Origin of the sequence: Microaerobacter geothermalis (assembly GCF_021608135.1) — a bacterium.
GTDB classification, from domain to species: Bacteria; Bacillota; Bacilli; order DSM-22679; family DSM-22679; genus Microaerobacter; species Microaerobacter geothermalis.
The window spans coordinates 19312-38443 of record NZ_JAKIHL010000011.1 but is presented as its reverse complement, the minus strand read 5'-3'; the positions used below and the strand labels follow the sequence as shown (position 1 = coordinate 38443).

At 40.6% G+C, this 19132-nt stretch carries 17 protein-coding genes and 1 other RNA gene; 2 read left to right on the top strand and 16 right to left on the bottom strand.

Annotation, left to right across the window (positions count from 1 at the left end; translation table 11 throughout):
* Positions 1-22: 22 nt before the first annotated feature.
* The 14 genes from L1765_RS06535 to L1765_RS06470 form a co-directional block, all read right to left on the bottom strand.
* Positions 23-952 carry a COX15/CtaA family protein gene (locus tag L1765_RS06535; RefSeq protein ID WP_236405847.1) on the bottom strand — a complete coding sequence of 310 codons (930 nt, stop codon included), beginning with the start codon at positions 950-952 and terminating at the stop codon, positions 23-25.
* Between the two features lie 55 nt (positions 953-1007).
* On the bottom strand, positions 1008-1466 hold the full coding sequence (locus tag L1765_RS06530) for a DUF420 domain-containing protein (RefSeq protein ID WP_268928760.1): 459 nt from the start codon (positions 1464-1466) through the stop codon (positions 1008-1010).
* Positions 1467-1496: 30 nt separating this feature from the next.
* Positions 1497-2321, bottom strand: coding sequence for a cytochrome c oxidase assembly protein (locus L1765_RS06525; RefSeq protein ID WP_236405846.1), 825 nt, complete (start codon positions 2319-2321; stop codon positions 1497-1499).
* Positions 2312-2602, bottom strand: a complete 291-nt coding sequence (locus tag L1765_RS06520) for a cytochrome C oxidase subunit IV family protein (protein ID WP_236405845.1) — start codon at positions 2600-2602, stop codon at positions 2312-2314. Before L1765_RS06520 ends, L1765_RS06525 begins: the two co-directional genes overlap by 10 nt.
* Positions 2603-2605: 3 nt before the next feature.
* Complete coding sequence (locus L1765_RS06515; RefSeq protein WP_236405844.1) at positions 2606-3226, bottom strand: cytochrome (ubi)quinol oxidase subunit III; 621 nt, start codon at positions 3224-3226, stop codon at positions 2606-2608.
* Complete coding sequence (gene ctaD, locus L1765_RS06510; protein ID WP_236405843.1) at positions 3223-5073, bottom strand: cytochrome c oxidase subunit I; 1851 nt, start codon at positions 5071-5073, stop codon at positions 3223-3225. The genes L1765_RS06515 and ctaD overlap by 4 nt, the downstream gene beginning before the upstream one ends.
* A 41-nt stretch (positions 5074-5114) precedes the next feature.
* The gene (gene coxB, locus L1765_RS06505; protein WP_236405842.1) at positions 5115-6125 is read right to left on the bottom strand and encodes a cytochrome c oxidase subunit II; all 1011 of its coding nucleotides are present in this window, start codon (positions 6123-6125) and stop codon (positions 5115-5117) included.
* Positions 6126-6410: 285 nt separating this feature from the next.
* A complete protein-coding gene (locus L1765_RS06500) occupies positions 6411-7355 on the bottom strand; it encodes a DMT family transporter (protein WP_236405841.1) in 945 nt (314 codons plus the stop codon).
* A 44-nt stretch (positions 7356-7399) separates the two neighbouring features.
* The gene (locus L1765_RS06495; RefSeq protein ID WP_236405840.1) at positions 7400-8920 is read right to left on the bottom strand and encodes a carboxypeptidase M32; all 1521 of its coding nucleotides are present in this window, start codon (positions 8918-8920) and stop codon (positions 7400-7402) included.
* A 142-nt stretch (positions 8921-9062) separates the two neighbouring features.
* Positions 9063-9413, bottom strand: a complete 351-nt coding sequence (locus L1765_RS06490; protein WP_236405839.1) for a c-type cytochrome — start codon at positions 9411-9413, stop codon at positions 9063-9065.
* A 61-nt stretch (positions 9414-9474) separates the two neighbouring features.
* Complete coding sequence (locus L1765_RS06485; protein WP_236405838.1) at positions 9475-10140, bottom strand: uracil-DNA glycosylase; 666 nt, start codon at positions 10138-10140, stop codon at positions 9475-9477.
* 253 nt (positions 10141-10393) lie between these two features.
* Positions 10394-10969 (bottom strand): TetR/AcrR family transcriptional regulator, encoded by a 576-nt coding sequence (locus tag L1765_RS06480; protein ID WP_236405837.1) that lies wholly within the window; start codon positions 10967-10969, stop codon positions 10394-10396.
* Positions 10969-14112 (bottom strand): efflux RND transporter permease subunit, encoded by a 3144-nt coding sequence (locus tag L1765_RS06475; RefSeq protein WP_236405836.1) that lies wholly within the window; start codon positions 14110-14112, stop codon positions 10969-10971. Before L1765_RS06475 ends, L1765_RS06480 begins: the two co-directional genes overlap by 1 nt.
* Position 14113: 1 nt before the next feature.
* Positions 14114-15349 carry an efflux RND transporter periplasmic adaptor subunit gene (locus L1765_RS06470; RefSeq protein ID WP_236405835.1) on the bottom strand — a complete coding sequence of 412 codons (1236 nt, stop codon included), beginning with the start codon at positions 15347-15349 and terminating at the stop codon, positions 14114-14116.
* A gap of 241 nt (positions 15350-15590) precedes the next feature.
* Between L1765_RS06470 and yfkAB the strand changes: the two genes are divergently transcribed.
* A complete protein-coding gene (gene yfkAB, locus L1765_RS06465; RefSeq protein WP_236405834.1) occupies positions 15591-16718 on the top strand; it encodes a radical SAM/CxCxxxxC motif protein YfkAB in 1128 nt (375 codons plus the stop codon).
* Positions 16719-16822: 104 nt separating this feature from the next.
* Here yfkAB and ssrA read toward each other — a convergent pair.
* Both ssrA and smpB read right to left on the bottom strand, forming a co-directional pair.
* Positions 16823-17181, bottom strand: a transfer-messenger RNA (tmRNA) gene (gene ssrA, locus L1765_RS06460).
* A gap of 153 nt (positions 17182-17334) precedes the next feature.
* Positions 17335-17802, bottom strand: coding sequence for an SsrA-binding protein SmpB (smpB, locus tag L1765_RS06455; protein WP_236405833.1), 468 nt, complete (start codon positions 17800-17802; stop codon positions 17335-17337).
* A 204-nt stretch (positions 17803-18006) separates the two neighbouring features.
* Here smpB and L1765_RS06450 point away from each other — a divergent pair, with 204 nt between their 5' ends.
* A complete protein-coding gene (locus L1765_RS06450; protein WP_236405832.1) occupies positions 18007-19116 on the top strand; it encodes a sensor histidine kinase in 1110 nt (369 codons plus the stop codon).
* The last annotated feature ends 16 nt before the right edge of the window (positions 19117-19132 follow it).

Here is a 19132-nt window from a genome sequence, read left to right as displayed (position 1 = left end):
AAGACCTCCTTTCTTTAATCAGTCAACAACTTGAATCAGAATGATCATTCTTTTCTTTTATAACGAAATATTCACCAAAACCAGCTTTTCCGACAATGTAGGCCCCAACGGTTAATGTGATGGTGGCAATTATCATGTGTATTGATGATGAATAAACAGCTATCTTTGTTACGACGGTCATAAATCCGACTATAGTTTCAAACACAACAAGAATGACCAGAATCAATGATGAGCGTACAAGTACTTTCTTTTGGAGGGCATGAAAGAAAACCCATGCTACCGCGACAGCTACACCCAATGAGACAATTCCATGGATAAAGTAGAGAAACTGTGAAAGGGGAATAGAGTGAAACAGCCTTTCAGATCGTTGAATTCCCATGACGATTTCACTGGCTCCGCTATGCTTAAAAAATGCGCCCAAAACAATTTGAAAATATAAGAAACTAATTGCGAATAAAGAAGGAATATATAACCTCTTTAATTTTTTCTGCTGATCGATATCAGCTTCCTCCATTTTTTCTACCGGCTTCCGCTTTAAAGCAACAGTAAGTAAAACTAAGCTAACCAACAATGCTAAACTAATGGATACATCCAATGTGGTAAATCCTGGAGGAGTGTTTAATAAAACATTTAATCCCCCAGTAAACGCTTGGGTAAACAGCAGGAGCACACTCAAAGGTGCGAGAACTTTTACTGACTTTTCTCCGGGTCTCTTTTTTCTCCAGGCCACAAAAAAGTTAATGAGGATTAAAAAACCCAAACCGCCCGTAAAAAGCCGATGGCTGTATTCAATGACAACCAAAGGATCAGTGAAATCAGGAATCAAACTTCCATTACAATACGGCCAGTCTGAGCCGCAGGCATCACCGGCTTCCGTGGCTACTACTAAGTTCCCTAGAAATAACACGATAAAAGTGAATATCGTTGTGATAAAAGAAACGCGATGTCTCACTTGAGAATCCCCTTATCTATATGAATTGAGTATCAGATACCAATATGCAATCTGATTAATTGGGCAGAATCGCTTTTATCAGACTGGTAGTGGTCCCGCTAGGATAAACCTCATACAAGACAATATAGAGAATGACGCCAGTGATTACAGAAGCAAACCATATCATGGCGGACCAAGGACCCAGTCGCTTATGGAGTGAGAATTTTTTATTGAATGCCAAATATAACGTGATCACCCATAAAACGGCTGAGATCGTGACAAGAATAATATGAAAGAATAGAAAGATTAAATAATATCCTTTCAATTCATCCGGACCGCCAAATGGGGTATTCCCTATAACCAGAGTCCGAGTGACATATATGACGAAGAATCCAGTAGCAAAAAGAAAGGCGAAAACCATCACTTTTCGATGTGAATTGGTTCTACCAGCCCTTACAAAACGCCAACCTACTGCTACCAAAATGGCGCTGATGACATTAAATGAGGTTCCAATTAACGCTAAGATTTGTGACATATTTATCCCTTCCATCATCTGTTGTTAAAATTACGAGATCGGCTCTGGTTCTTCCTTCTCCTTTTCTTTTCTCACCCATTGGAAAAAGGTATATGCCAATGCTGTACCCAATGCAATTTCCTGCATAATCTTCATGATCACTCCGCCCAATTGCTGATCATCCAGTGTAGGTAAGAATGCAAATAATTGCGGAACTCCAACATACGACTGATACAACACCGAATCAGCCAAAATAATTAATGCGCAGGCCGGATATAAAAGAATTCCGTTTCCGACAATTTGGGCAAACTTCAACAGATCGGACAAGCGATTCATTTCAGGCAAGGGACCAATAATCGGCCACCACATCAAAAAAGATGTCGCGAACAAGATCACTTGGTAGATGGTTCCGATGACAGGGTTGATCATCATCATATCAAAAATCTTTGGTATATGGTAAAAGGAGAACAGGACATTAAACAACATGATTGCAATTAATGGATGAGTGAAAAACTGAAGCAATTTTTTTATCAATAACTTCTCAATCACCCAACGTATCAACCAAGAAGGAGTCCCAATAAGAAGTAAAGGCGGTACAAACAAATATAAAAGGGCCTGCTGAAACATATGGGCACTGAAAAGATATTGATGTCCGATTAGGTCTAAAGGACTTCCTTTACTTAGATAAAATAGAACCAACCCCAGGTAGAACAGCAACATTTTCCCTTTGGCAACCGGTGTGCTATTGGAGACATAATGTTGATAAGGCCCAACGACAGCGGTATATAAAATACCGAGACTAATCGTGAATACGAGAAGAAAGGGACTCCACAATTGTGTAAAACTATAGTTATCCCAAAGCAAAACTACCACCATACCCAATAAGCAAATGCTATGACCGTCACGACAACTACCAATAGTCCACTTCCCAAGAAAAGCAATGGATATGAATGACCTCTTTCACTCATATGCATCCAATAAAAAAGCTGGAAAGCAACCTGAATAACAGCTAGCAGTAAAATAAACGGTACTGCAAATGCTGCTGATACTTCCTCACTGGCAACTGCCCAAAACGCGAGTAAGGTGACAAGCAAAGATAATATAAATGAAATCACATGCGGTTTTGAACTTTTGTAAGGTTGTGTTTGATTATCCATGGTTTAACCCACCTTTCCCATCAGATACACCACCGTAAAGATAAATACCCAAACCACGTCTACAAAATGCCAATAAAGACTTGCCACAAAATATTTGGGTGCAGTAACCACATTAATCCCCTTTTGTTTGGATTTTAGAAGAAGGGTTGATATCCAAAGTACTCCAAAAAGTACGTGTGCACCATGAAAGCCTACCAGAGTATAAAATGCTGACGCAAAGGCACTGGTTGTATATCCCAAACCTTCATTCAGATATTCAGCAAACTCATAAACTTCTAAACCTAAGAAAGCCAATCCCAAAACAACCGTAACCAAAAACCATATCTGCATCATACGAAGATCGTTTCTATGCATGGCCATAATTGCAAGAACGCTTGTCATGCTGCTTGTCAAAAGAATAATCGTGGCCAGGAAAACAACTGGTAGTCTAAACAGATCCTCGGCTCCCGGTCCGGAAAGGGTTTGACTACGCAAAGCGAGAAAAACAGCAAACAATGAACCAAAAAGCACAGTTTCCCCGCCTAAAAAGAACCAAAATGCCAGAAATTTATTTTTACCTTCCAACGTTGCTTTTTCCGGTTCAGGAGGCAAAGTGGATTTTACATGTTCTCCGATTCCGATCATGCTGTTATCCCCCTATCTCTCTCCGACATTTCATCGGGCTTGATATGATATCCATGATCATCTTTTATGGAGCGAATAAACATACATGCAAAAGTGATGAGAAGACCAGCTCCTGCAATATAATAGTTGTGATAAATAAAGCCAAAACTTGAGATAAACAACCCCAAAGACATGATCAAAGGCAGAATGGATGGAGAAGGCATGTGAATCTCTCCTAGGGGCTCAGACGGTTTCATCTCTTTATTTCCTGCCATCTTTTCTACCCAGTAGGCATCCAATCCCCTAATTTGTGGAATTTGTGCAAAATTATACTCCGGTGCTGGTGAAGAAATCGACCATTCCAATGAACGTCCATCCCACGGATCATTCACCGCCCGTTCTCCGCGTTTTGTTGTCCAAATGACATTAAATAAGAAAACTATCACCGCAGCACCCATAAAAAATGCTCCAACGGTACTAATGAAATTTCCAGTATCTAGTCCTTGATTAGGCAGGTAGGTAAACACGCGGCGCGGCATTCCCCACACTCCAAGCAAATGCTGGGGGAAGAATGTGATATGAAAACCAATAAAAAACAGCCAGAAATGCCATTTACCAAGGGTTTCGTTTAGCATACGACCAAAAATTTTCGGCCACCAATAATAAAGTCCGGCAAACAGACCAAACACCGTTCCGCCAAGAATCACATAGTGAAAATGGGCAACCACAAAATAACTGTCCTGGAATTGGAAATCTGCCGGTGCCATGGCAAGCATTACCCCGGTTACCCCTCCCATAACGAAGGAAGGAATAAAACCAAGGGCAAAAATATTTGCAGTTGTGAAACGAATCTGTCCACCCCATAAAGTAAACAACCAGTTAAAGATTTTAATCCCTGTAGGCACAGCAATCGCCATGGTGGCTACAGCAAAGATAGAGTTGGCAAGGGGTCCCAACCCTACGGTAAACATATGGTGAACCCAAACCATGAATCCTAAGAAGCCGATGAGTACGGTTGCAAATACCATAGAATGATACCCAAATAATCTCTTTTTAGAAAATGTTGGTATGACTTCAGAAAAGATTCCAAAGGCAGGCAGAACCAAAATATACACTTCCGGGTGACCAAAGATCCAGAACAAATGCTCCCAAATGACAACATTTCCACCACCAGTTGGATCGAAGAAATTGGCATCAAATAAACGATCAAAAAACATTAAGAACAATCCTACGGTTAACGGAGGAAACGCAAATAAAATCAGTGCTGAAATCACAAAGGAAGTCCATGTAAACAACGGCATACGCATAAAAGTCATGCCTGGGGCACGCATATTGATAATGGTAACCAGGAAGTTAATTCCACCCATTAACGACCCGGCCCCGGAAATTTGCAACCCGAGTACATAATAGTCAAGTCCCGTTCCTGTATAAAGACTGGACGAGGAAAGGGGGGCATAAGCCGTCCATCCTCCTTCAGGTGCACCGCCGGCAAACCAACTTACATTTAGCAGGATTCCGCCTAAAAAGAATAACCAAAATCCCAATGAATTAAGAAAGGGAAAGGCTACATCCCTCGCACCAATTTGCAGTGGAACAACAGCATTCATAAATCCAAAAATGGCCGGCATGGCCACAAAGAAAATCATGGTCGTTCCATGCATGGTCATCAATTGGTTGAAGGTCGAACCTACGAACAAGTCATTGTTTGGATACATTAACTGTAGGCGCATGAGAAAAGCCTCAATTCCACCAATGACAAAGAACAAACCCGCTGCTGCAAGATACATGATTCCTATTTTTTTATGGTCAACGGTGGTTAACCAATCCCATATACCTGTTCTCTTATTTATGGATAATGAATGAGACACATTTTACCCTCCTTCTTCAAAACACATGCTGTTGCAAGGAATTATCGCTTTAGATTCACTAAATATTCGACCAAACCCGATATTTGTTCGTCGTTTAAGTTAAGGTTAGGCATTTTATTTCCCGGTTTTACTCCTTGCGGATCCTTTAACCACCGCTCAAGATTCTCCTCGTTAAACTCCAGAATACCCGCAATTTTTTGTCGGTCGCCAAATGTAGACAAATCAGGGCCAAAATTTCCGCCAGTACCGTTTACAGCATGGCAGGTAATACAGCTTTGATTAAAAAATTCTTCTCCCTGCTTGGCCAAATCCGCATCTACGGTTTCAGTAGGCGGCGTCTTCATTTCCTTTACCCAGTCCTCAAATTCACCTGATGAAACGGCGATTACACTAAAATCCATCAAGGCATGGGATGCCCCACACAGTTCAGCACATCTTCCCTGATATACTCCAGGTTCATCTGCTTCAAGCCACATTTTGTTTACCATTCCTGGATTGGCATCAATTTTTCCTCCCAGGGCAGGCACCCAAAATGCATGAATGACATCAGCGGAGGTAATTTCAAACTGAATCTTTTTCCCCGTTGGAATATACAATTCCTGGGCAGTTTTTATTCCCAAATCCGGATATTCAAACTCCCACCAGAATTGATGAGCAATAACCTTTACCCGCACCGTGTCACTTTCCCCGGAGTAGTCTTTAGCAAGAGTAAACGTTTGACTAACCATGGGTACGGCAAGAATAATTAGGAGAATGATTGGAATGACCGTCCATAAAATCTCCAGCTTTGCGCTTCCTTCCACCTGTTCAGGAATTCCATCCTGATTTGGTCTTTTTCGATAGCGAATCAGCACATAAGTAAAAATAATGGCTACAACGAGAACCACACCGATCATAATGTACAAACTAAGCTTTATTAGAGACAATTGCATTTCTGCAACTGGACCTTTTGGGTCCAAAGCAGATAAGTAAGGCTTTCCACAGCCTGTCAGCGTCAACATCATCACCCCGATCAATGGGATCAGACGCTTTACATGTTGCCATTGAATCATCAGACATTCAAACCCCGCTTCCTTTATACTTTTTCCTTCATGCGTACCCATCTTTCTCTAAAAACTTTGTGGTCATGGTATAATATTGTTTATACTGTTTTTATGGTGATAATGATTCTAAATCGATTCTATTTTACATCCCCTGCTGTGTCAAGCATACAAACCAAATCCCATCATTTTATATTATTAAAATTATTATAAGCTAATAATAATTATTTGTGTATAAAAAAATAAAAAGTTGGTTCAAAAAACCAACTTTTAGAAAAACAGGGCTTATCGCCAGGATTATCCCATCGTTATTTTCTTTTCTTTGCTATCAGAAAATGAATTTGCTTCTGTTGCTAATGTCCTCTTGCCTCTTCGCTGGGACAAATAAACTCCGGTAATCACCAGAGTTCCGCCAATGATTTGCGGGGAACCAATTCTTTCTTCCAAAAAAATGATACTAAAAACAGAGGCAAAGACAACAATTAAATTCAAAAAAATAGAGGCTTTCGACGGGCCCGCCATCATCACGGCTTTATTCCAGCAAATAAACGAGAGAATAGAAGGAAAAATGCTGATATATGCCAGTGAAAAAATCTGGCTGAGAGATATCCCTTCCCTCGGAATTTTGTCCCATTCCCCCCAGAGGAAAGGAAGGAGAAACCCTATCCCCAAAAACATGGTAATCAGAAATGTCCCCTTTAGCGGAAACATCTTACCCCACTTCTTTGTAAGAACAGAATAGATGGACCATGAAAAAATAGCGGCCAACATGAACAAATCGCCTCTATTAAACTGCAAAGTCATCAGATAATAGAAATTTCCCTTGGTGATAATCCACAGGACTCCAACCATCGAAAGAATAACTCCCATTAGTTGATAGAGAGAAAGTCTTTCCCTGAGAAACAAAAGTGATAAAATAATGACAAAAATCGGAGTCATTGAGTTCATCAAGGAAGCATTAATGGCTGTTGTATACTGCATAGAAGCATAGGCCAGAGCATTAAATGCGGCTATTCCCGTCGCCGCTAGGGCCAAGGTGATCTTCCACTGTTCCAGGAATATTTTCCTGTGAATCCAAAATTCCTTCCAGGCAAAAGGAAGCATCACCAGAAAAGCAATCGTCCAACGAATCACCGACATGGTTACCGGTGGAAAATAAGAAACGAGATACTTGCCCACGGTAAAATTGCCTCCCCAAAACAGCGTAGCAAGTACAAGCAATACATAAGGTGATTTCAACATGTTTTTTCCTCTTCCCTAATCAAACTCATAAAAAGGTTTACATACTATATTTGATAAATCCCACGAAATTTTTCATTTAAATAGTTTATAAAACAAGATGCATCGGCCTCTTCACCAGTCGCTTGGAGAAGAATTTCCGAAGGGGTGAGCATCTTTCCATGGCGGTATATGTTTTGTGTAAGCCAAATTTTCAATGGATTGAATTGCCCAGAAGCAATGAGGTCCTCATAGTTTTCCAATTCCTTTTTCATGGTTTGGAGAAACTGGGCAGCGTAAATGTTGCCTAACGTATAGGATGGAAAATACCCGATCAGCCCTGCAGACCAATGAACATCCTGAAGGACCCCTTCACTGTCATTTTCAGGGACAATTCCAAGGTATTCTCTCATTTTATCGTTCCACAAGACAGGCAAATCCTTTACTTGAATTTCATTATTTAGCAGAGCCTTTTCCAGTTCATACCTCATGATGATATGCAGGTTATACGTCAGCTCATCGGCTTCAATTCGGATCATGGAAGGCTTCACTTCATTGATAGCTCGATAAAATTCCTCTACATTAACTTCATTAAACGGAGTCGGGAATAACTGGACTAAATTGGGATAAAAGAATTTCCAAAATGGCAGACTTCGTCCAACTACATTCTCCCAAAATCGGGATTGGGATTCATGAATCCCCATGGAGGTTCCCGTTCCCAATAACGTCCCAACCAGATCACGGGAAATACTTTGTTCATATAAAGCATGACCTCCTTCATGGATGGAGGAAAATAAACCCATGGTTAAATCATTTTCATAAAACTTGGTGGTGACCCGCACATCTCCGTAATTTAAGCTGGTACAAAAAGGGTGAACACTTTGATCTATTCTTCCTCCGGAAAAATCAAATCCTATACTTTCAAGCACCAGTCTGATCATCTTCTTTTGTTTTTCAATGTCAAAAGGTTGTTGTAAAAAACCGGTTTCCGGCCTGTTTGGCGAATCCATGATTTCTTTCAACAAAGGAACAATGTTATCCTTTAATTGGCTAAAGATCACATCCAACTTTTCCACAGTCATTCCCGGCTCATAGTATTCCAATAGAGCATTGTACCGGTTTCCTTCGTATCCCCATATTTCCGAGAATTCCTGATTAAAGGCAATCACTTTTTCCAAGTAAGGACGGAACAGATCAAAATTGGATTGTTCCTTCGCCTCTTCCCAGGCATTTTCCGAATTGGAGGTTAAAATGATATATTCCTGATATTTCTCCTGAGGGATCTTCTTGCTTCTTTCATATTCCTTCCTGCATTCTTTTATCATGGTTCTGCTGATATCATCCAGTTTCTCTTCCACCTCCGGTTGGGAGAGATATTGGATATATTCTTCCATTTGTTCAGAGGTGGTCATCTTAAAAACTTCTCCAGACAAAGTGCCAATGACCTCTGAACGCTGGGCCATTCCCTTTTTCGGGGCACCTGTTCTCAGATCCCAATACATTAATCCAATCGCTTCATTATAATGAGTGATTCTCTTTACATATTCTTTAAACTCTTTCAATTTTGCTTCCCATGAATTGACAGTCATATAAATCCCCTTTCTCAAAAATCATCTAGTTCACTTCCTTTCATTTTACAGGAATATTCCTTTCGGTTCACTAAATAAATGGATCTTGAACAAATAATGTCAAAATAAAAAAGCCCAAAAGGGGCTAATGGGTCAAAAAGTGCTATTCTTTTATGGAAAGGATAAATTCAGCTGCTTTTTCTTCATTTCCGGCAGCTAAACCACCCGGCATAGCTCCTCTTCCATTCTTTAAAACTTCAACAATTTCCTCTTTACTTAATGTTGTTGTTTTAAGATTGGGACCGATCCCACCTGATAAATCACTGCCATGACAGCTGGTGCATGTCTGGAGGTAACTTGGAATCGATACCGTGGTTATACTTCCTTCTACAGTTGGCTTTTCTACCGCTTTTTCCTCACCGTCTTTTTGATAATTCAAAGCAATGACACCCAAAATCACCGTTAATAAGATACTGGCTGCAGCAATGGATAAAAAGCCTTTTAACGGGCTCATCACATCAACCTCCTTTTAATCATCAATAAATAATTATTATTATGTTGGAGATTATATCATATTATATTTGCCAGTCAATTTCTTGTTCTCCAATTTTTTTTAGGAATTGATTAACTCTTGAAAAAGGGCGACTTCCAAAAAAGCCCCGATGAGCCGAAAAAGGGCTGGGATGTGGGGATTGAATGATATAGTGATGAGGGGATGTAATCAACTTCATCTTTTCTTGAGCATTCTTTCCCCATAGGATAAATGCCGCCGGAGTTTTTCTTTTATTTAACGTTTCAATCACCTTATTGGTGAATGTTTCCCATCCTTTTCCTTTATGGGAATTAGGTGATCCTGCCCTAACCGTCAAGACGGCATTTAGCATTAATACTCCTTGTTGGGCCCACTTGACCAAATATCCATGATTAGGAATATCACATCCTAAATCATCATGTAATTCCATAAAAATATTTTGTAGCGAAGGGGGAGGCTGAATCCCAGGCTTTACCGAAAAGCTTAAACCATGGGCTTGCCCAGGTCCATGATAAGGATCTTGACCGATAATCACCACTTTTGTCCCCTCATATGAAGTAAAATGAAGAGCATTAAATATGTCATGCATGTCGGGATAAATGGTCTTTGTCCGATATTCTTCAATAAGAAACTGCCTCAGGTTCAAGTAGTAAGGTTGCTTAAATTCCTCTTCCAATAATGGTTTCCAGTCATTTTTTAATATAGCCACCATTCACACATCCTAAAAAAAATTATTCATATGGTCGGAACTGAAGAATTTACTAAGGACAGCCTTCGAGTTCGTACAAAGGGAAGGAGCTAAAGAACGGTTTTAGCTCTCAAACTGACTCCATCATCAAAATGCCCAGATGTTTTTGAGAGCCCCGTTCATTTGCCTCTAAGCGGACTTATATCACTTCTATGACGAACTCGACTAGCCGACGTGTAAATTCTTTAGTTCCGTCTATGTGGATATTTTTCTTTTACTTAAAGAATCCCTGCTGAAGGATCTCCATGATTTCATCGATTTTCTCCTTCGGGATAGGCTCGCCCACTGCATAAATGGCGCCAGCTGCACACATCACCATCCTTGCCCCAATATGCTTGTCAATAGGGCGGAAAACCCCATTTTTTATTCCATTTTCAATCACCGTTTCTATATACCTTAGAAATTCCTTTTTTTGTTCCCGCAACCATTTGCGCAATTCTTCGTTAACAAATCCAAAATCCCTTGTAAAAATTTGTTCCATGTTTTTATTTTTTTCAATCAGCTGCAAATGGGATTGGAGAAAGGCACGAATCTTTAAGTCGGAAGAAGTTTCTGCTTCCATCTGATTTTTTACATGATTCACATAGAAAAGGATGCTCTCCTTTAACATTTCCCTTAACAGTTCTTCCTTACTTGAAAAGTACTCATAGACTGTGCCTTTCCCCACACCAGCGTGCTGGGCGATCTCTTCAATTTTTGTCATGTGAAACCCTTTTTCACTAAAGATGTTAAAGGCACTGTACAGGATGGATTCCCTTTTCCCCAAATCCAATTTTTTTTCCCACTTCATCAACGGAATCCTCCCCCCTCTAAATGTTGAACATGTTTATCTTGAATATCATCATCCCGATTATTTTTAATAAAAATGTTTTTTAGCCAATGGCCGAACCGATCAAGATAGATATACATGACCGGAACAAGCACCAACGTGACCAGTGTGGAAAATGATAACCCAAATACAATCACGGTAGCAAGTGGTGCTTGAACTTCAGATCCTTCACCAATACCAATTGCCAGTGGCATCATTCCAAGAATCGTGGTAAGGGTTGTCATGAGAATGGGACGAAGCCGTTGGGGTCCTGCCTGAAGAATTGCCGATTCCATAGATAAACCTCGACCTCTCAGGGTGTTTACGTAATCTACCAAGACAATGGCATTGTTCACCACAATTCCCGCCAGCATAATGATTCCAATAAACGCTGGTACGCTAAGGGGACGCCCAGTAAGTACCAAACCCAGAACCACTCCTATAAATGTGGCTGGCATACTGAACATGATTATAAAGGGATATAACGCGGACTCAAATTGCACGGCCATAACCGCATAGACCAGAAAGATTGCCAAAAGCAGTGCAAGGGACAGATCACTAAAGGACTCCATCATCTCCTGGTTTTGACCGCCGATGGTTATCCCGTATCCTTCAGGGAGCATCATTTGATCCAATTCTTTACGGATATCCTTTGTCACACTGGACAGATTACGATTGATGATATCCCCTGTTACACTAACCCCTCTCTCTTGATTTTGCCTGTTAATGGTACTCGGACCATCCACAACCTCAAAATCGGCAACGGCAGACAGTGGGATATTTATGCCCATTGGGGTCATGATCGTCAAATTTTTAATACTGTTTATATCCCTTCGATTTTCTTCTGGGAGAATAACATTGACATCAATTTCTTCACCATCCACCTTCATTCTGGTCGCTACCTGGCCGTTAAATCCGGTACGGACCGTTTGCATCACAGAATTAAATGTTAATCCATATTTCGTGATAATATCACGATTAATCACAACCTGTAATTCAGGCCTTGCCTCACCCAAAGAGCTGCTCACGTTGGTGGTTCCAGGAACAGAAGAAACGATCGTTTCCACTTGTTCGGACAAGGATTTTAGAATTCTTAAATCTTCTCCCGTAATATCAATGGAAATCGGTGAACCGCTCATATTACTGCTTTGTAAGGATGATGCATTGATATCGGCATCAGGAATTTTCAACCCGTATTCATTGATACGTTCAATCACCTGGGAAGTGGTAATGTCCCTTTCACCGGAAGGCACCAAGCGAACATAGATGTTTCCAATGTTGGGACTGTTTCTTGTAGGATCATTGGCCATCCCGCTTCCACCAACCGTGGAAAAAATATAATCCACACCAGGTATTTTTAACAGAAACCCTTCCAAGTCACTGATAACTTCTTTCGTTTTCTCCAACTGATACCCCACTGGCATTGTAACGGAAATCATTAATTCTCCCTGATCAAATGCTGGGATAAATTCCATGTCCACCAATGGGACTAATGCAAAACTGGCAACGAGTAATGCCAGAAAACCGAATACAACCGTCTTCTTATGGATGATCGCCCATTTTAAAAGTCTTTCATAATACATGATTAAGTGACTTAATCCCCGGCCAAAAGCTTCGCTGATTCGTTGGAAACCCTTTTGTTTTTCCCGCTTCACCCCAACCAATAATCGGCTTGAAAGCATAGGAATCAGGGTGATTGACACAGCCAATGATGCCAATAGTGAAAAGGTGACGGTTAAGGCTAATGGACGAAAAATCTCTGATGCGATCCCTTGGGTAAATACGATGGGGGCAAACACCATCACGTTTGTTAATACAGATGCAATCACTGCACCCTGAACTTCAGTGGCTCCCATTTTGGCCGCTTCAATCAAACCATAACCTTGCTCCCGATATCTGTATATATTCTCCAATACCACAATAGAGCTGTCCACCATCATGCCAATTCCAAGGGCCAAACCACCCATGGAGAGAATATTAATCGTTTCTCCAGTGAAATAGATCATGGTGAAGGTGGAAATCAAGGCAATCGGAATGGAGACTCCTATAACGATCGTACTTCGTATATTACGTAGGAACAAATAAAGCACCAGGATGGAAAAAATAGAACCGAGAAGCATGTTCGTTACAACCCGATTGATGGATTGTTTAATGAAAAAGGATGTATCCATCACCGTATTCAGCTGTATGCCAGCTGGCAAATCGCTTTTCAGGTTCTCCATTTCCTTTTGAACCAATGAAGCAACCTTCACTGTATTCCCATCAGTTTGTTTAAAAATATCCAGGCCGAGAGCGGGCTCTCCATTTACCAACGTATAAGTCCTCTGTTCTTTGAAGGTATCTTTCACATCTGCAATTTCAGATAGCTTTATCGTTTGCCCTGTCGATAATGGAAGATTAATATTGCTGATTTCATCGGCATTTTGAAATTCGCCGGTAACCCGCAATAACATATCTTGTGATCCTCGGGTAAGACTTCCTGCAGAAACACTCATATTTTCTCCGGAAATCATTTGCACAATCTGCCCGATGGCAAGACCGTAGCCATTTAATTTGGTAGGATCTACCTCCACCCTAATCTCCCGGGTTTTACTGCCGGTAATATTCACTTGGGCCACCCCTGGAATTCGCTCGATACGGGGTTGAATCATTTCTTCAGCCACCTGTGTCAGCCGAACTTGATCCACATCCCCCGATAAGCTTAACTGCATAATCGGAAATGAATTGGGATCAAACTTAAGCATGGCTGGATCTTCTGCATCATCAGGCATAAAGCTTCTGACCGCATCAACCTTATCCCGCATATCCAAAAGTGTAGAATCTATATCGATCCCGAAATTAAACATAAGAACAATGACGGATTGGTTGGGTGCTGATATGGATTGAATCGTATCCAAACCTTCAATGGTACTGAGTGACCGCTCCAAAGGTTTGGTCACCAGCTTTTCCACTTCTTCAGGCCCTGCCCCGTTATAAGAGGTCATGACAACGGCAACGGGAAGCTCCAATTTGGGCAGCAGATCTACGGCTAATCCCCTAAGTGAGACGACTCCCAACAGCATTACCGCAATGACGATGATAATGACTCCCACTGGACGTTTGACTGATGTATTGATGAGACTCATATTATTTTCCTCCCGTCACACGAACGGCATAACCATCTTTCAGTGTATACTGCCCTTTAATGACAATTTGTTCACCCTCGGTTAAACCACCCTCGATGACAACAAATTGGCCATTTTCTTTGCCAGTCGTCACTTCTCTCTTTTCAGCCCGATCATTATTGACGACAAAAACGTATGATTTCCCCTCAGACATGATGACGGCATCAATGGGAACAAGGATTTGCTCCTTACTTTCACTCAGTTTGTTCAATAAGATTTCTGCAATCATTCCGGGTTTAACAACCTCTGGTGCTTCCTGAACCTCAATTTCAATCGGATAGGAGCGTGATTGGGAACTAGTAACCGGACTTACAAACCTGACCGTTCCAGAGAGTGTTTTACCCACAGATTTTACCTGAATCTCCAGCTGTTGTCCTTCTTTCACATAGATCAATTGATCTTCTGAAATGTTCGCTTTAACGATTAACGGTTTTGTCTGCATCATAGTCATAAAGGGAGCTTGTGGGGACGTAAATTCTCCTTCATCTGAACCAATCATCACCACTTGGCCGGTAATGGGTGCCTCAATCACCGTATTGGCCAATTGATCCCGGGCAATCTGTAATCCCACTTCCGCCTGTTTCACTGCCGCTTCCAATGTTTTTATGTTTTCTGTCCGATTGGCGCTGTTTAAGCTTTCCTGTGCCATGTTAAGGCTGGCTTCGGCCTGTTTTAATCCGGTTTCGGCTTGCTCAAACTGCTGTTTTGAAATGGCCCCTTGGTCATACAGCACCCTCATTCGTTCGTAATTAATCTTTGCATTTTCATACGCCAGTTGAGCATTCTTTAGATTTTGTTGGGCCTGTATGATGCCGCTCTCCCGACTAGCTTTTGCATTGGCCAAGTTGGCTTGGGCCGATTGCAATGCTGCTTCCGCCTGCTTTACATTATTCAAAATATCGGATTGATCCAATTGGGCTAAACGCTGCCCCTTTTCAACCCAATCCCCTTTTTTCACATAGATGCGCTCAATTTTTCCAGTCAGTTTCGATACAACGGTCACTTCTTTAATTGCCGTAATATCACCGGCAATAATCAATTCATCATTCACTTTTCCTTTTTCTACTGGAGCGATTTCAACCGGGTAAACCTGTTCCGAAGGTTCAGCATTGGTTGATTGCTCCCTCAATGCTGAACATCCCGTTAAAATCAAAATAAATAATGCCCCAATAAAAAGGGATACCATTCTTTTATTCATCCCTGTTCCTCTCCTTTTAAGTTCATCATATATACTGTTAAAACTGACCGGTCGGTCACTACGGAAGAGTATATAGTACTTCAAACCATACGTCAATGGGGGGTAATAAACACAATAGCTATAAACCCTATTCATTCATATTGGTGGAGGCGAACCGTTGCATGCTAAAATATATTGAAATAAAGTGCTGTTTGCCTAATACTATTACTATATTTATTTATGAAAGAGGGAATGAATCATCATGAATATATCATTAAAACAACCGATTACTACTATGAATGATCCTTGGGAAGCCTATACGGATGTAATTGAATGGGGAGAATTAGTCCTTTCTAATATAGAATTTACGACAACGAATATATGTAATATGCGTTGTAAACATTGTGCTGTAGGCAATATATTGACATCAAAAGATCCGAAGGCTTTACCTATTGAACTCATCCTTAAAAGATTGGATGAGATCCCCAATCTAAGAGCACTCAGTATCACAGGTGGAGAACCGATGTTATCTGCAAAGGGAATTGAAAACTATGTACTTCCAATATTAAAGTATGCCCATGAACGAGGAGTTCGGACACAACTTAACTCCAATCTTACCCTTGACCTAGAAAAATATGAGGAGATCCTGCCTTTTATAGATGTATTACATATTTCCCATAACTGGGGTACTTTAGCAGAGTTTGCAGATGTGGGATTTTTTTATATGGAGACTAAACCTACGCTTGAACAAATAAAAAAATATTACGATCGTATGTTTGAAAATAGTCGTGCTCTCGCAGAAAGGGGAGTATTTGTTTCTGCAGAAACCATGCTTAATCAAGTTACTATACCTCACTTAGAAAAAATTCACCGTGAAGTGGTTTATGATATGAAATGTCAACGGCATGAGATTCATCCGATGTATTCTAGTGATTTCGCTGCTTCTCTTGCCCCACTTTCTTTATCTGAGCTAAGGGAAGCCATACACCACTTGCTTGACATACGAAATCCAAACACATGGATGTTATTTGGAACGTTGCCTTTTTATGCTTGTAGTGATTTACAGGAGGACCATCAGCTACTAAAAAGATTGTATGAAAGCCCTAATGTAACCGTCAGGAATGATCCGGATGGTCGTTCTAGATTAAATGTGAATATATTTTCAGGTGATGTGATTATAACCGATTTCGGTGATCCTCCCCCACTTGGAAACATTCAAAGAGATTCTCTGGTTGATCTGTACGAAAAGTGGAAGCGTTCATCTCTTGCAAAACAATTAATTTGTCATTGTCCCAGCGTAAAATGTCTGGGACCAAATATTCTTGTTAAAAACGATTACTATCCTAATACGAATTTTCAAGAAAGGTCTGCAAAAACTCTTTCTTGTTGATCAGAAATATTACCTGAAGTAAACGAATAAACAAGACAAATTAGGCATTTCTTAAATATAAGAAAAAAAGGACGAACCTCATGCAGTTCGTCCTTTTATGATTATGGTGGAGGCGAGCGGAGTCGAACCGCTGTCCGAAGGTATCGCCACACAAGCTTCTCCGAGCGCAGTTACAGTTTTGATGTCACCTATTGAAACGCCCCGTAACCGGCTTTTCCATAGGTCAGCCTGATTGATCTCTTCCTTCGGCTCCAGGCGGAAGCCTCCGGCGTATCCCACTAAAGTTGACACCCGTTCACACTACATGGGCGATAGTGCGGCGGATGCTAGCTGCGATTAGGCAGCTAGAGCGTAATTGTTAGATTTGCCGTTTAAATTTGGCGTCCGCGTTTTTAACGAGTTCGCAGCCCCTCGGCTCGCTACTTATGCTCAAACTACCCCCGTCGAATCCAAAAACGCCCCCAAAATAATGGTGCAAAATACAGCATAACATAAATCAATCAATTGCTCTACAGGGAACTGCTTCCTAGCCCCTACCATTATAAAATACGTATTACGAAGGAAAAGGTTTCGCAAATCATCCCTTCCATTACTGAAGGACATCTATATCCAAAGCTTAAACTCTTTGTTTCTCCCTTAATGCCCGTGCGATTTCCCGATTGGCATCTTTCTTCTTCAAATCGGCCCGCTTATCATATAGTTTCTTTCCTTTGGCCAGTGCAATTTCCACCTTGGCAAAACCATTTCTTAAATATATCCTTAAAGGGACAAGGGAATAACCCTTTTCTTTAGTCGCTCCGATCAGCTTTGCAATCTCCCGGCGATGGAGCAGAAGCTTTCTTGTCCGGGTAGGATCAACATTAAACCGGTTTCCCTGTTCATACGGACTGATATGCATGTTGTGAAGCCATACCTCACCATTGGCAATTCTGGCAAAGCTGTCCTTTAAATTCACTTTCCCCTGTCGAACAGACTTTATTTCGGTGCCGGTTAGAACAATACCTGCTTCATAAGTCTCCTCAATATGATAATCATGCCTTGCCTTTTTATTCTGGGAGATTATTTTTTCCCCTTTTTGTCCCATACCAATCACTCCATCAAATCATGTACACCATAGAATACCAATTTTATTCAAATTCGTCAAATTAATTCTCAATCGCTCTCAGATAACTTTTACATAAAACTAACTTTAATAATTATTTTTTATTTTTTTTTGAATATACAAGCAGGAATGTCCTGTGTTGAAGAGAATAGAAGAGAAGGAAATTTATAGAGGAAGGGTTTTTGTATGGAAGATTTACCAGTTGCCTTAAACACAGGGCAAGATGAATTGATTAACAGCTGGTTTGAAGATTTGCAAAATCAATATCCCGTAGCAAATTCACTTGAGGATGAGTTGAAAAATCAAACAAAAGAGATCATCTCCATTCTTTTGATGGTCCTTAGTCGTATGGAAGAACCTGATGAAACTGAATCTTCAACTTATATGAGAAGTTGGGCAAACCAAACAGCCAGGTTTTATTTAAAAAATCATCTCCCACTCATCATGTTCTTCACGCACATGAAGCTGATGAACCAACACCTGCTCATGGGTACAGACCAATGCTATAAAAAACCCCTTAAAGGCTTGTTGGATCAGTTATTTCATCTTTCCATAGAGGAATACTCAAGAGAGGAAGCGAATCTTCTGTCATTATATAAAGCGAGAGTCAAAGAACTTCATGTAGAACAATATTCAGTTTTAGGAAAAATGGCAGCAAGCATGGCCCATGAGCTGCGTAATCCCCTCTTTGCCATGGAGGGATTTCTAAAACTGATTCGCAAAGAGACAAAAGAAAACACTGCAGTCCAACGTTATATTCAAGTCATTCTTGAAGAATACTCATATCTTTACCGCCAAATCAATCAATTTCTGAGTTTTTCCAAAAAGAAGTTGTTGGAAGAAAGATGGAATTATCATTCCATTCGCCAACTTGTAACAGAGGTCAGCCGCTTTGTAGAACCTCGCTGCCTGGATGAGAAAATTATTTTTACCATAAAAATAGATCTGGAAGAAGACGAAAAGCTGTATTGCCAAAAAGAAAATATGAAACAAGTTTTTTTAAATCTCTTCAGCAATGGAATTGATGCGGTAACCTTTTCAGATCAAGAAAAAAGAAAAATACATCTTCATGTAAAAAAAAGTCGTAACCACTACATTTTTTCTTTTGAAAATAACGGACCAACCATCCCTGAAGAAAATATAGGAAAAATATTTGACCCGTTCTTTTCCACAAAAAAAGATGGATTCGGCATTGGACTTTCTACCAGCCGAAATATCATAGAAAAGCACAACGGAAATCTTGTCTGCCACTCCAACGAACAAAGGACGTCCTTTCTGATTACACTTCCAATTTGAACCCAATGAAACCATA